This is a genomic window from uncultured Streptococcus sp. (genome assembly GCF_963521255.1).
Lineage (GTDB): Bacteria > Bacillota > Bacilli > Lactobacillales > Streptococcaceae > Streptococcus.
Genome location: NZ_CAUQTU010000010.1, coordinates 30,273 through 43,129 on the forward strand (window position 1 = coordinate 30,273; position 12,857 = coordinate 43,129).

Genomic DNA, 12,857 nt, shown 5'->3' on the forward strand with positions numbered 1-12,857 from the left:
TTTAATCCTCAATCTTCTTTTCTACTAATTCTGAGTGCTTTTTCAAGTATCTCTTTCCATACCATTCTTCCACTGATTTTCCTTCCCATTCACGGTATTCTTCGGAATATTTCCATTTGTAGAATCCTTGTAAATAACTAGGAAATTCGATGTAAATTAGCATAGCAATCACAGCAATATTTAGGATAATCCATGTTATCAAAAGACCTAATCCTTCCAATAAAGTTGAAAATTTTATGGAAAAACTTTTTATAATAAAGTTTATAATGACTCCAATTCCCAAAAAACTCATTCCATAAATCGCTATCTTATTGACAATTTTGTTTCGAAGAGAAGAGCCACTTCCATTACCATACATCAGTTTTGTAAGACTTTCAATTTCAAGGCTAAACATAAAATAGGCTAATATAGTAATAAAAACAAAAATCGCAGCAACCATCCAAATAGATAAAGTTGGTAATGACATATCAATCGCTAACAGATTAAATTCAAGACTAAGCCAAATTAGAAATGTGATGACATGAAAATGATTACGATAAGGCAGTATAAAAGCTTTTCTAAAAACTTTACCAATCAATATGATAAATACCCAAATTAAGAAACAGACTAGATATACCTCAGCTGTTAGTAATGGATGTTGATAGATAGGCAATCTTAAATCTTTAGGATCAGAGTTGTGCAAGGACAGCGAGAAAACAAGAATCATAAAGTTTATAATGACAGGACCGATAAGAGTGAAAACAATATTCTGAATATGAAGAACTAGTTTAGACTTTCCTTCCCTATAATATGTTTCTAACTTAGAGAAAACATTTCCTTTCTGATACTGTAAAAAACCATCATCTTCTAGATTAAGACTTTCTTCAAAACTTGCACTAAAAATTGATTTCTTCTTCATACTTTTCACCTAAATCCTATTTTAATAACTCCTTGTGTTTTTTTAAATATTTTTTTCCATACCATTCTTCTACTGTTTTCCCTTCCCACTCGCGGTATTCTTCAGGGTATTTCCACTTGTAATAGCCTTCTAAAAAGAAAGGAAACTCCATGAATACAATCATGGCGATTACACCAATATTTGATAGAATCCAAAATATAAAGAGACCTAAAAGAGTTACGGAAGAGGAAAAATTAATAGAAAAAGCTTTGAAAATATAATTAACAATCACAGCCAAGCCCAATATACCTGCTCCATAAATAGCAAGGCCTTTGGCAATTTTATCGAGTAAGGTAGGTGACTTAACTTCTCCATACATTCGTTTTTTCAAACTTCTAACCTCTGTTCTTAACATTACATAAGTCAACAATACTTGAAGCCCAAAAAGTACTAAGATCCCCCATATTGATAATATAGGTAAAGACATAGTTGTTGCCAGCAGATTAAATTCAAACACAAACCATATTATAAAAGTTATAATATGAAATCGATAACGATAAGGGAGAATAAACGTCCGTTTAAAGAATTTACCCATTAATACCAATAACAACCAAATTAACAAGCAAATCAAATAAAGCTCGACTGTTAGCAAAGGATACTGAGAAACTGGTAACCTTAAATCTTTAGGATCAGAATTTTGCAATGATAGGGTAACAGCAAGGAGCATGAAATTTGCACCTATCGGAAACAACAGACTAAAAATAAAAGTTTTAATACCAAACCAAAAAGAGGGGCTCCCTTTCTTAAAGGCTTTCCCAAGTTTATTATAATAATCTTTTTTCTGATACTGTAAAAACCCATCATCTAATAAATTTAAACTCTCCTCAAAACTTGCTTTAAAAATTGATTTCTTTTTCATAAACAGATACCTAAATTTAATTTTTACTTTGATTTGATAAAACATCAACTATCTCATATTCCCGTTCTTCTCCAGGTGCAAATGCAATGTTGACAGTCCCTAGAAATATGAACATTATTAACATCATTAAACAAAGCATGCTAATGTTCTTCAAATATATGAATGCCAGAGCAAATATAAGAGTTAAGGCAAAAATACATAGTCGCAATAGAAACATTTTGACATAAAAACGTAATGAATTTACTGGTTTTATCTTAAAATTAATAGATTGCTCCAACGATCTATTGAGTAATTTTTCCAAAGTTTTTTTCTTTTTAGAATATAAAAGTTGAAGCAAACTAAAAGACAATAATAGACCAATAACTACTAAAACCAAGCTAGTTACTATCGAAAGATTCACATAAAAGTTGGCAAATAAATCAATATGATTCATACGAGCCCAGGCATTCACAAAAACTGCTAATCCTGCGGCTAATGACGTTGGAAGGATAAATTTGCTCGCCTTAGAGTTTTTTTCTTCGATTTTAACAAGTTCTTCATCTGAAATAGCATAAACTTTCTGATAAAAATACCAGTTTAGAGGCAAACAGAAGTATCCGAGAAAATGTTTAGGAGATCTATCTAATAGATACTGTCTCCCCTGATAATGAAATAATAGGTATCGAAGATTCCCTTTATAATATAATTTTATTTTTTGCATTCTAATCCTTACTAATCTAAAAAAACATGAGTTCTTCCAAACTATGAGGAGTATCTCGATATAATCTACATCTTATTTTAGTATTTTATCATTTATTTTATATAAGTGATGACTTTCAGTTCCAAATGCAACATTAGAAGCCGATAAATATAGAAAGATGATGGCATTTGCCATTAAACCAAAAAGTAAGTTCCCTGAGTAAAAATAATACAAGGACATAAAAAATGCTAGTCCACCAAAAACCACTATAAATCCTAGCAACTGTTTAAAGTCAATTTTTACTGGCGTGATTTTATAGTATTGTAAATGCCTAAGTTCACGCCCTAGCAAGGAGGCCATCCTTCTTTTCCGAGAATAGTAAAATAATTCAACCAGAACATATGTTAAAAGAAAAGTCATTAAAAAGAGTGCCACTGTCGTAAAACTTGAAAGATTCGTTTCAAAATACTTAGTAATATCAATCTTGTTCACGCGTAACCAATTATATAAAAAGACACTCAGTCCAGCACCGAGTGAAGCTGAAACAGTGAGTTTTGTATCACGTCCATTTTTTTCTTTTATTTTACAGTACTCATCCGATGTAATAGGATACACATGTTGAAAGAAAAGCAAATTTATAGGTGGAAAAAGATATCCTATCAAATGACATGGCCTTCTATCAAGTAAATAGTATTGATGATTGAATTCAAATACTAAATAACGAAAATTTCCATAAGTAAAACGAATTTTTTCCATCATTTCTCATTAGTCACAAACAAATCACTTTTACTTATTCCCTCTGAACTATACCCTAACAAGGTAGCATCATATTAATCTCCTAATCCATTTGCATCATTCAGTTGAATCATCCATTCCTTAATAGTTTTTAATTTTACGATTGATACATAGAAGGTTTGAAATATTCTGTTTGGCAGGCAAAATAGATTGTATTCATTGTCACTTGCATCTATGTAATAAATCTTGTTTAATTTTGTAGAAAAATTTATTTTTCCTTTAGTTCTAGAATCAACCGAATAAAAGTCATCCAGTTGTTCTCTAGTTAAGTATTCTTTCAATATTTCAATATCTTCTATATCATTTATTAAAGTCATCAGTGGAAATTCAAAATCTGTAACTCCTCTTTTAACAAATATAGCAAAATATAGTTGCGCTAACTCCTTGTTACTAATTTTACAATATTCTAAAATAACCCCTCTTTCATTTACTAAAATGAAAAATTCGTCTTCTCTTTTTTCTAGAATATAAATCATATCCACATTATCATATGCCTGCAACTTGTTATTTATTGAAACAATTTCGACATTGCTGATAAACCTTTTCAAACTTACAATATATTCATTATCAAACATTATCATTTCCTCGAAACAGATTCCATTTTTTTCTTCTATTAGATTGAAACCACAGTATCACAACATTACTTTTCAATAGAATTTAAAAAGTTATCAATAAATTGTGGCCCAATAATAAGAACTATTTTGATTGTTTATATAAGTGTTCTAGTAATTGCCGACATTTTTCGTCAATCAATTCTCTATTAGCCAGCTGATAAATCCATTTTTCTGGGATGCCTTCCAGTTGATAGTGGGCTCCAGCCAAGGTACCTGTAATGGCACCGATGGTATCTGTATCCCCTCCAAGATTAATGGCTTTTAGAACAGCTTCTTCAAAACTATCTGTTGTACCTAAACACCAGAGACAAGCCTTCAAGGTATCAACAACATAGCCTGTGGAAGCAATATCTTCCATAGATTTTTGATAAAATTCTCTATCAAATATTTCTCTAAAATGTTCCTGATACTCTTCCCAGTATTCTGATTTTTTCTTGAAATAATCTTCAAGATAAGGTTTTGATTGACAAAGTAATTTTTCTAAACGAATGTTAAGAAGAAAACCGATTAAAAGCTGGACATAAAGAATAGATGCCACGATAGACCTTGGATGAGCATGAGTCAGCTTAGTATATTTCTCAATTATTTTTGATCTATAACTGAAATCAAAATTTTCATATAAGAGCAAAGCTAAGGGAGATATCCTCATCAGAGCTCCATTGCCATTATCTCTCTCACTAGTTCCTCCACATTTCTCTGGAGAGACTCCTGCCAAATACCGTTCAATCGCCTGATTAGTCGCAACACCAATATCAAAGCAGTATCCAAAAGGTGTGAGGTAGCCCTGACGATAAGCTACAAATTTATCCATCAACCCATTCAAATCAGAATCCTCACATAGGTGTTCAATAAGTGCTAAGGATAAAGAAGTATCATCTGACCAGGTACCAGCTGGTTGATTATAGGTTCCATAACCCACCATATCTGAAATATGATAGGTATCTCTATTTCTGAACTCTACAGGGACTCCCAGTGCATCACCTATAGCTAGACCAAAGATAACCGAATTTATCTTTTGTTTAAGATTATATCTTCTATACTGATTTGAATCATCTTCCCATTTATCTTTTAATCTCATAGTCTTCTCCTATTGTATTAAATCCATTTTTAGAATAATTTTATCATCAACTATCTGCTGATTATTTCTTCCCTGAAACATATTTATCTTCTCTTTTGTCCTAACCAAACTTTAGCTAGTTCTCAATGACCTAGAAAGCTAAACAGATCTTTTACAAAATTCACATATCCTGCCTCAAATTAAATCATTTTCCTTCCTCGTCCCATAGCGGCGAAGGATAGGGGTGTGAAAAGCCAAGTTCATTTGCCAACTGTTCCGCATGAACTGTCTGACTAAGAATCTTAAAGAATTCATCCTTTGCTTCCTTCATCGTATTAAACTCCCATGTTTTCCCTACAATATATGAGCGTTCATCCCTACTGTTAATCTGAAACTTACCATTTTTAAAAAACAAATGTGTTGCCCACGGTTTCCTGCTATCTTCATCAAACAAGACATAATACAAGCTTTCAAGACCTCGTTCTTTAATCTCCTTTTCCACTATATTTTTTAAAGTTTCGATATCGATATCTAGTTTACCCCATAGTGGAGAAGGATATTGTGGCACAAAGCCATTGGAAATATAGTACTTATTTCTTGAAACGGTATGGTCTAACAATTCCAAAAATTTTTCTTTTGCATCAGGAAAATCAGAATACTCAAAAACTCTTCCTTTTCCAGCCCTATCCCTTGTTAAATATACCTCATACTTATGAGTTTGAGGATTGAGTTCAATTCTCGTTTCCCACTCCCAGGGATTATGGTCATTGAAAATTGAAAATCTCAAACTATCATAGCCTCGTTTTTGAATCTCCGATAAAAGCTCCGATCGTTCTTGCTCTCTATTAAACATTGTTCCTTTTCTCCTCTAAGATTTTGAGACTACAACCATCCCTTGGCTTTTAAAAACTTATCTGGAATACGAAGCTCGAGCTCATCCTTGATTCCTTTTAGGTATTCATCCCAATCTGTTATTTGGCTGTATACAGCTGGCTCTTTGGTCAGGGATAAGTTCACTTCTTTCGTTAATACAATGAAGAACTCGCAGAGGTCATTCTCATAATCAAATTCAATAGTAAAGTAATCGTAAGACTTAAAGTCTATTTTAAACGCATGATAGTTGGCTTCTTCAACAACATCATAAATACTAGAAGAATCCATCTTATGATCAAAATAAGTTCGAATCATTCGGCTCGTTTCTACAGCAAACTTATCGGTTTCATTTAATTTCAAAATATTATTCTCCTCAAAGACATCATTTCTTTAAAATCTATTTGGTCAATTCTTTAATAAAACTTCCGCTCTATCTGAATCTATAAAGTCTTTCAATAGTTGCAAGGTGTGTTCAACAGACTTTTCATCACGGCCATACACTCTTCTTATACTCTTAACATCAATAACCTTGGATAAAAAAGTGATTGAAAATCTCTGTTCATCCATTTGAGTGAACCAAATGTTAAACAAGCCACCCTCTCCAACTTCCAATTGCCTATTTTTACCGGTTGATGATATCCCCATCGTCATATGATATCCCTTATACGCGAATGGAAAATTAAAATTTTCATCTTCTCCTTCATGAATGGCAATCGTATCAAGGTCAATCGAAAAAATTTTCTCTAAAACTTGTTTGACATTCTGATAACCTAAACTATCTCTTGTAGGTAAGTAACCTTCGCTCATTTACGAGACCTCCAAATATTTTCGAAATTCTCAAACTTCTATTACTTTGATAGAGTCAAATCAACTATTTTCCCCGTCTTTATATCGACTTTTAATCTTCTGTCGAATAAAGCCAGTCTTCTCTCAAAGTCATCTGTTCAAAGGGATAACTATTATTGCTGTATCCACTATTATTTATCGTCCAGACTACATTTCCACTCGCATCAATCCTTAAAATGTTATTCTTTTCACTCTCATTATCAAAAGGAATCTCCAATAAAACAATAAATTCGTCACCGTGTTCAATTATATTTCGGATTTCAAATGTAAAAGATTTGATAATTTCACCATTTTCTATTAGCTGATGTTTTTTATATTCTAGCATTGTATCAACCTTTCATCTGAGAATACCTACGTTAATCATTCTTTTAATCGTTTCTTCGTATTCTTGTTAAATCAATATCCTTTCATCACACTGCTAATCCTGTAACATAGCTAAAAACTCTGTAAAGTTATTAGCTACAAACTCTATAGCAGGATCCAGCTCGTACGATTCCTCATGATACCAGATACACATGCTTGGATTTTCGGAATTCTCGACATAATTTAGACAGAGAAAATCTCCACCATACAATGCTACTATGGGAATCAACTCAAATCCCAAAATATCTTCATGGACAAACAATCTTTCATCCAGTTGGGACATTACAACATCAATGTCATACATGCCAAGTGGATTGTCTTTTGAATTCTCTAACACACACAAGAATCGCTCGATTAAAAAGGACCTATTTGTTACTGAAAATAAATTTTTGGAAGGGCGAAAACCATTTTTTCTCATTATAAAATTCTTATAATCATCAGGCAGTTTAACTCTCCACGCTACTTCTCTTTCATTTAATAGCGCATCAGTTGGCAAGGGGGAGATAATCGATTGATCTTGTTGTGTCATATTCTTCTCCTACTGTTCCTCGCTTTTCACTTCCTCAAACCATTTTTCAAACTCTAGACGTGGAAGCAATTCTTCATCCTTCTCATAACGCCCTTCATAGCTATAGCGACTATTAAGGGTATTTTTCTGTGCATCATAAATCAACCACATCTCAGTCGGATGTTCACGATTATATTCTTGGCAAACCTCCTGCAATTTCTGCATATCTTTAGTTCCATATTTCAATAAAGCAAATGCCATATTATCAGAATCATCTACTTTTTTTGTCGCAACTTCATTAACTTTTTCCATTCCAATTACAATACCATTAATTTTATAAAATGGCTTAAAACTATACAAACTGTCCGCTATCGCATAGATATATACTTTTTCTGCTTGATTTTGGACATATTCCATTGCTAACGAAATCATACCTACTTGAACTTCCATAAATTTATCTTCGAATTGTGTCATAATATCTCCTTGTATTTGTATCTTATTGATTCTAACTTATCTTAGCACTTGTTATTCTGTTTCATTATCCCATAATGGAGAGGAGTATTCAGGAACTTCCCCATTTTCTACAAAAAGTTTATTTATTTCTAGAGTAAGATCTAGTTTTTCTAGAAATTTATTTTTAGCATCCTCAAAATTATAGAATTCCAATTTTTTATTAAAACTTGCTCGATCCATGGTAGCGTAGACATTGTACACTTGCTTAGAATCGTCATATTCGATTACCACTTCCCATTCACTAGGACCATATTCGTTAAAGATAGAATACCTCAAGCTCTCGTAACCTAAATCATGAATGGCTGACAACAGTTCTAAACGTTCTTGGGCTTCATCTCTCATCTTTGCTTGACCTCCTTATTTATCCCACAAACTACATGAATAGTAGGGTGAATCTCCATTCTGTACAAAATATCTGTTCATTTCGATAAAAGACTCCATTAAATTAAGAAAAAATAGTTTTGCCTCTTCAAAATTGTCAAACTCCCTTGTTTTCCCCATTATATAGGTCCGGTCGTCTCGACTATTTACCATAAACTTCCCATCTCGATAGTATAGATGTATGGCCCAAAGTTGACTACTATGTTCATCAAATAGAGCATAATAAAGATTTTCAAAGCCTTTTTCTCTGATTTCTTTTTCTACATCTTGTTTTAACAAATCTAAATTCAAATTATTATTCATATTATTGTCCCAATTAACAGTTTATCTATAGAGTGTTACAAGTCCCATCACTATTTCTCAATAATGGAAAAACGTTCATTTTTTTGATATTTTTGATTCAATCTTTCCAGCTGGTTCATTGGTTTTATTTTAACAAGACCGTTTGGGAAAGTGATGCTGTCGTTCAATTCCTCTTGATAATCCTTAATTCCTTTAGCAATTGCTTGGGCAACTGTCGACGTATGGATTGTAAAACTAGCTATATTTTTTTCTTGCATAAAAAGGATTGCATCAAAAAACAAAACCGAAATATACAAATCAACAGCAGAACGCTGCGATAACTCTATAAGATCGCCTTCTAATATATCTTGAATCTTATCAATATCATTCTGCTTGTAGAAATACTCAGCTAATACTTGGCAAATATCAGTCGGAAAAAGATCTGGTACAGAGGTCGGAGGATCTATGCGATATCTTTTTTCACCTCTCAAAATCCCTGCAACATTGCCAGCTTGGATAGCTTCTAACAAGAGTTTTCTGTAATTTTTCATTTGATAATCTCTCTTATCTCCAATTTCGAAGAGACTTAGTTCGTTCTCTGCAAAATTTACCATTTTGTTTTTATTAAGATTAGTTTCCGCTTTTTAATCGCTACTCGCTAGAATTTCAGCACCTTCGGGTAAATATTTCTTCCAGTTCGGCCTTTGTGAATAAGCCTTGCGCTTTAGGATTTCCTCTTAAAGCTTCTGGATATTGCCTCAGGAAATTTCTATCAGCTTCTTCTTGTGTCACGTTCGGTGGCCAATAATCGTATTTAACCTTGCAAGATATTTCAAGTAGAGTCCGTTCTCCACTCTCTAGTAAGGTAAATAATTCATTTGGTAAATCATAGACTGCTAACCAAGAAGCCACGGTTCCTTCTTCAAAAACTAAATAATACTTGTCCTCATTTCTCCAGATGGATTTCCCGTATCCTTTAACTTCTTCAAACTTAATAACATCTTCCCATTCTAGTTTTGTTGATTTCATTCTATACCTCTTTTACTTAAGTGGCGATACATAATCATCTGGAAGTTTGCCCATTGATTCTATCCATTGTTGTTCAGCTTGGGGAATAAGTTTTTCAAGTTCTTTATTACTAAAAAGCAACTGATTTTTACGGTTGGAAATCAGCACAATTGGCTTTTTTCTAGCTCTATCTTTTCTAATTTCGTTCTTTTCTTCTTCCGTCGGTGGCCAACAATCGTTCTGAATCTTCCAAGATACTTCGACTAGTGATCTCTCTCCACTATCTAATAGGGAGAATAATTCCTGGGGTAAATCATAGACAACTAACCAAGAAGCTATGGTCCCTTCTTCTAAAACCAAATAATACTTGTCCTCATTTCTCCAGATGGATTTCCCGTATCCTTTAACTTCTTTGAACTGGATAACATCTTCCCATTGTAGTTTTGTTGGTTTCATTTGTTTTCTCCTAGTATAAATTCTTCTCTCAACCAAAATATCGTAAAAATCAGGTTTCTATTTCTCTTCATCAATAGGCTACGCCTTCTTTTACCCATTTTCTAGTTTCTAAATCTAAATTAAAATAGAAATCACTTCGACCAGATTTATCAAAACAATCCTCTTTAAGAGCCTCGCATACAATTCTCAGTTTCTTCTTACTTATCTCAGAAATATATAACATAGTAAATCCTGCAGGAGATTCAATTTGATCCATTTTTTCACCTTCTAAATTATAAATCTCTAATTCTGATGGTATATCAAAATTGCTTGATGAGCGACATATACTGAAGATACGCTGATTGTTAGGGTTAAAGCAAAGATGATGTAAATGTTGAAAAATAACCTGATGCTTCCCATTATGATTCCAATCTAGGGTTCCTTCTAGTAGATTTTGTTTCCCTAACAATTTTCCTTCTAAACTAAAGTAGAAAATGATTTTGCTTACAAAGTTTTCTCCACTATAGACGATAACAATGTTCTCATCTTTATTATATTCCGCATGAATGATATCTGGTAGTTCTATCTTTATTACAGAACCATCCCACTCCCATATGACCATCCGGTCACTGTAATCGATTTTCATCATCCTTCTCCTAGTCTAACTCAAATAAATTCAATCTGTATTGTTTGCTCAGTCATCATGGAATCCACTTCCTCGACAAGTTTATCTATCTCGTTCTGTGTGATAGGAATGTGATTGTAAGGTGGCTCCCAATTCTGTATACTTGACCTATATACAAGAAAACTATTATCAGTCAGCAGTTCTCCCTCTGCTTTTAAAACATAGCCATTTTCATAGTCAAAAGTAATGTTACCGCTTGTCCCAGAAATTTTCATTCTATTTCCTTCTTTACTAAAACATCATTATTCTTCTTAGGAATCTAAATCCTAATACTCAATCCAACCCCATAATAAGGAGAGAAATTCCCCTCCAAATAAGCACTTATACTTTCTCCTATTATACCACACCTCCATTTTCATCTGAAATGGTTTCCATTTTAGGACAAGAAAAAAACACTGATCATTCAGTGCTTTTTCGATTGAACTATTGCCCCCTGCCGGAATCGAACCAGCAACTACTCCTTAGGAGGGAGTTGTTATATCCATTGAACTAAGGGAGCTAGATAAAAACTCTGCTGAATGAGCAGAGTTTTTTAGTCGAATTAACGACGGATTTCTTTGATACGAGCTGCCTTACCTTGAAGAGCACGCAAGTAGTACAATTTCGCACGACGTACTTTACCGTAACGAACAACTTCAATCTTTTCAACACGTGGAGTGTGGATTGGGAAGATACGCTCAACACCTACACCGTTAGAGATTTTACGAACTGTGTAGTTTTCTGAGATGCCAGCACCTTTACGTGCGATAACAACACCTTCAAAAATCTGGATACGTTCACGGTTACCTTCGACAACTTTCGCGTGTACACGAACAGTGTCACCAGGACGGAATGATGGGATATCTGTACGAAGTTGACCTTCAGTCAAGCTTTGGATTAATGGATTCATTTTATTCTCCTATCTTTGTCAATCTTGAGGAACCTTCCTCAGCGGATAAACTGTATTTTTGTGCGTCCATTACACACAAGATACAGTTTACCAAATTTCTAGATAAAAGTAAAGAAATTTATAGCAGAATTCCTAAAAAAATCGCAATCAAACCACCTAGGTAGGTCAAAGCTAAATAAGAATAAAATACCTTCTTATCACTTAACAGTCTTTGGAGTTCGTCATTCAAGGTAGAGAAGGTTGTTAAACCTCCACAAAAACCCGTCGCTAAAATAGCATAAACTTCCTTAGATTCCACATGATTATAGAAAAGTCCAATCAAAAAACACCCCAACAGATTTGCGATCAAAGTTCCTAGTGGCAAGTTTGAAACTTGGTTATAGCGGGAAAAGAAATACCGTACGAGCGCTCCTAAACCACAAGCAATTGCAAGATAGACGATTACCATTTCTTCCTCCCTAGAAAATAAGCCAAGAGTAAGCCTCCACCGATACTCAAAAGCAAATACAGGGCTAAACTAAGATAACGCCCTGTATCCAGTAATTTTACAGCATCAAGCATTAGACTGGAAAAGGTTGTCAAACCTCCACAAAAACCTGTACCCAGTGCTAAAACCAAGCCCTTACTGGTTCCCTTATAGACTAGATATCCCTTGACAAGGTAAATCAAGCAGAAAATGCCTAGATAGTTAACAAGAAGGGTGCCCCAAGGAAAGTCAGGACTGGCTGGTAACCAAGTAGAAACCAGGTAGCGAACCAATCCACCCAACATAGCAGCTAGAAAAATTCCTAGCGGATAAAATTGTTCTTTTTTCATTTGATATTTTGATCCTGATAATCACGCGAACGTTTGAGTATGTCCGAAAATGTTGCGACAATAGTCTCCTGATAGCGCTTGTCCTCTACACGATTTCTGACCTTTTCAAAAATAACTGCTTCTCTCTTGGTATCTAAAATCGGTTTCCCTGAAGCCTTCTTATAAGCGACAACCCCTTCAACTAAATGCATTCTTTCTTCTAACAGTTTGACAATTTGGTCGTCGATTTGATCAATCTCTTGCCGAATACTCTTTAAATCCATACAATCTCCTCCTTTATTTGAATTATTGTATCAAAAAGCCACCAAATAGGCTAG

The 12,857-nt window shown here is 33.8% G+C and carries 23 protein-coding genes and 1 tRNA gene; all 24 read right to left on the bottom strand.

Features of this window, described 5'->3' with window-relative positions:
• Position 1: 1 nt before the first annotated feature.
• Complete coding sequence (locus tag RWP09_RS07645) at positions 2–898, bottom strand: hypothetical protein (protein WP_314436085.1); 897 nt, start codon at positions 896–898, stop codon at positions 2–4.
• A gap of 16 nt (positions 899–914) precedes the next feature.
• Complete coding sequence (locus RWP09_RS07650; protein ID WP_314436205.1) at positions 915–1,796, bottom strand: hypothetical protein; 882 nt, start codon at positions 1,794–1,796, stop codon at positions 915–917.
• 16 nt (positions 1,797–1,812) lie between these two features.
• Positions 1,813–2,496, bottom strand: a complete 684-nt coding sequence (locus tag RWP09_RS07655; RefSeq protein ID WP_078352040.1) for a DUF443 family protein — start codon at positions 2,494–2,496, stop codon at positions 1,813–1,815.
• Positions 2,497–2,568: 72 nt separating this feature from the next.
• Entirely contained in the window at positions 2,569–3,231 is a 663-nt protein-coding gene (locus RWP09_RS07660; protein WP_314436089.1) for a DUF443 family protein, read from the bottom strand.
• A 74-nt stretch (positions 3,232–3,305) separates the two neighbouring features.
• On the bottom strand, positions 3,306–3,845 hold the full coding sequence (locus RWP09_RS07665; protein WP_314436091.1) for a hypothetical protein: 540 nt from the start codon (positions 3,843–3,845) through the stop codon (positions 3,306–3,308).
• 121 nt (positions 3,846–3,966) lie between these two features.
• Positions 3,967–4,962 (bottom strand): ADP-ribosylglycohydrolase family protein, encoded by a 996-nt coding sequence (locus tag RWP09_RS07670; protein WP_314436092.1) that lies wholly within the window; start codon positions 4,960–4,962, stop codon positions 3,967–3,969.
• 184 nt (positions 4,963–5,146) lie between these two features.
• Positions 5,147–5,794, bottom strand: a complete 648-nt coding sequence (locus tag RWP09_RS07675; RefSeq protein ID WP_314436095.1) for an Imm59 family immunity protein — start codon at positions 5,792–5,794, stop codon at positions 5,147–5,149.
• Between the two features lie 29 nt (positions 5,795–5,823).
• Positions 5,824–6,174: a hypothetical protein gene (locus tag RWP09_RS07680; RefSeq protein WP_314436098.1), complete on the bottom strand. Its 351-nt coding sequence runs from the start codon at positions 6,172–6,174 to the stop codon at positions 5,824–5,826.
• 45 nt (positions 6,175–6,219) lie between these two features.
• A complete protein-coding gene (locus RWP09_RS07685; RefSeq protein WP_314436101.1) occupies positions 6,220–6,621 on the bottom strand; it encodes a hypothetical protein in 402 nt (133 codons plus the stop codon).
• 91 nt (positions 6,622–6,712) lie between these two features.
• Positions 6,713–6,985, bottom strand: coding sequence for a hypothetical protein (locus tag RWP09_RS07690; protein ID WP_314436103.1), 273 nt, complete (start codon positions 6,983–6,985; stop codon positions 6,713–6,715).
• A gap of 93 nt (positions 6,986–7,078) precedes the next feature.
• Positions 7,079–7,552 (bottom strand): SMI1/KNR4 family protein, encoded by a 474-nt coding sequence (locus RWP09_RS07695; RefSeq protein WP_314436105.1) that lies wholly within the window; start codon positions 7,550–7,552, stop codon positions 7,079–7,081.
• A 9-nt stretch (positions 7,553–7,561) separates the two neighbouring features.
• Positions 7,562–8,005: a hypothetical protein gene (locus RWP09_RS07700; RefSeq protein WP_314436109.1), complete on the bottom strand. Its 444-nt coding sequence runs from the start codon at positions 8,003–8,005 to the stop codon at positions 7,562–7,564.
• A gap of 51 nt (positions 8,006–8,056) precedes the next feature.
• The gene (locus RWP09_RS07705) at positions 8,057–8,386 is read right to left on the bottom strand and encodes an Imm59 family immunity protein (RefSeq protein ID WP_314436111.1); all 330 of its coding nucleotides are present in this window, start codon (positions 8,384–8,386) and stop codon (positions 8,057–8,059) included.
• 15 nt (positions 8,387–8,401) lie between these two features.
• Positions 8,402–8,728, bottom strand: a complete 327-nt coding sequence (locus tag RWP09_RS07710) for an Imm59 family immunity protein (protein ID WP_001063608.1) — start codon at positions 8,726–8,728, stop codon at positions 8,402–8,404.
• A gap of 50 nt (positions 8,729–8,778) precedes the next feature.
• Complete coding sequence (locus tag RWP09_RS07715) at positions 8,779–9,258, bottom strand: hypothetical protein (RefSeq protein ID WP_078352030.1); 480 nt, start codon at positions 9,256–9,258, stop codon at positions 8,779–8,781.
• A gap of 115 nt (positions 9,259–9,373) precedes the next feature.
• Positions 9,374–9,736 (bottom strand): hypothetical protein, encoded by a 363-nt coding sequence (locus tag RWP09_RS07720; RefSeq protein ID WP_314436119.1) that lies wholly within the window; start codon positions 9,734–9,736, stop codon positions 9,374–9,376.
• A gap of 12 nt (positions 9,737–9,748) precedes the next feature.
• Positions 9,749–10,171, bottom strand: coding sequence for a hypothetical protein (locus RWP09_RS07725; RefSeq protein ID WP_314436121.1), 423 nt, complete (start codon positions 10,169–10,171; stop codon positions 9,749–9,751).
• Positions 10,172–10,241: 70 nt separating this feature from the next.
• The gene (locus RWP09_RS07730; RefSeq protein WP_314006348.1) at positions 10,242–10,796 is read right to left on the bottom strand and encodes a hypothetical protein; all 555 of its coding nucleotides are present in this window, start codon (positions 10,794–10,796) and stop codon (positions 10,242–10,244) included.
• Between the two features lie 20 nt (positions 10,797–10,816).
• Positions 10,817–11,050, bottom strand: a complete 234-nt coding sequence (locus RWP09_RS07735; protein ID WP_314006346.1) for an Imm74 family immunity protein — start codon at positions 11,048–11,050, stop codon at positions 10,817–10,819.
• Between the two features lie 212 nt (positions 11,051–11,262).
• Positions 11,263–11,334, bottom strand: a tRNA-Arg gene (locus RWP09_RS07740).
• 42 nt (positions 11,335–11,376) lie between these two features.
• Positions 11,377–11,724, bottom strand: coding sequence for a 50S ribosomal protein L19 (rplS, locus tag RWP09_RS07745; protein ID WP_001068669.1), 348 nt, complete (start codon positions 11,722–11,724; stop codon positions 11,377–11,379).
• A 118-nt stretch (positions 11,725–11,842) separates the two neighbouring features.
• On the bottom strand, positions 11,843–12,172 hold the full coding sequence (gene crcB / locus RWP09_RS07750; RefSeq protein ID WP_314436135.1) for a fluoride efflux transporter CrcB: 330 nt from the start codon (positions 12,170–12,172) through the stop codon (positions 11,843–11,845).
• Positions 12,166–12,540 carry a fluoride efflux transporter CrcB gene (gene crcB / locus RWP09_RS07755; RefSeq protein WP_314436138.1) on the bottom strand — a complete coding sequence of 125 codons (375 nt, stop codon included), beginning with the start codon at positions 12,538–12,540 and terminating at the stop codon, positions 12,166–12,168. The genes crcB (RWP09_RS07750) and crcB (RWP09_RS07755) overlap by 7 nt, the downstream gene beginning before the upstream one ends.
• Positions 12,537–12,803, bottom strand: a complete 267-nt coding sequence (locus tag RWP09_RS07760; RefSeq protein ID WP_314436141.1) for a chorismate mutase — start codon at positions 12,801–12,803, stop codon at positions 12,537–12,539. Before RWP09_RS07760 ends, crcB (RWP09_RS07755) begins: the two co-directional genes overlap by 4 nt.
• Positions 12,804–12,857 lie beyond the last annotated feature (54 nt).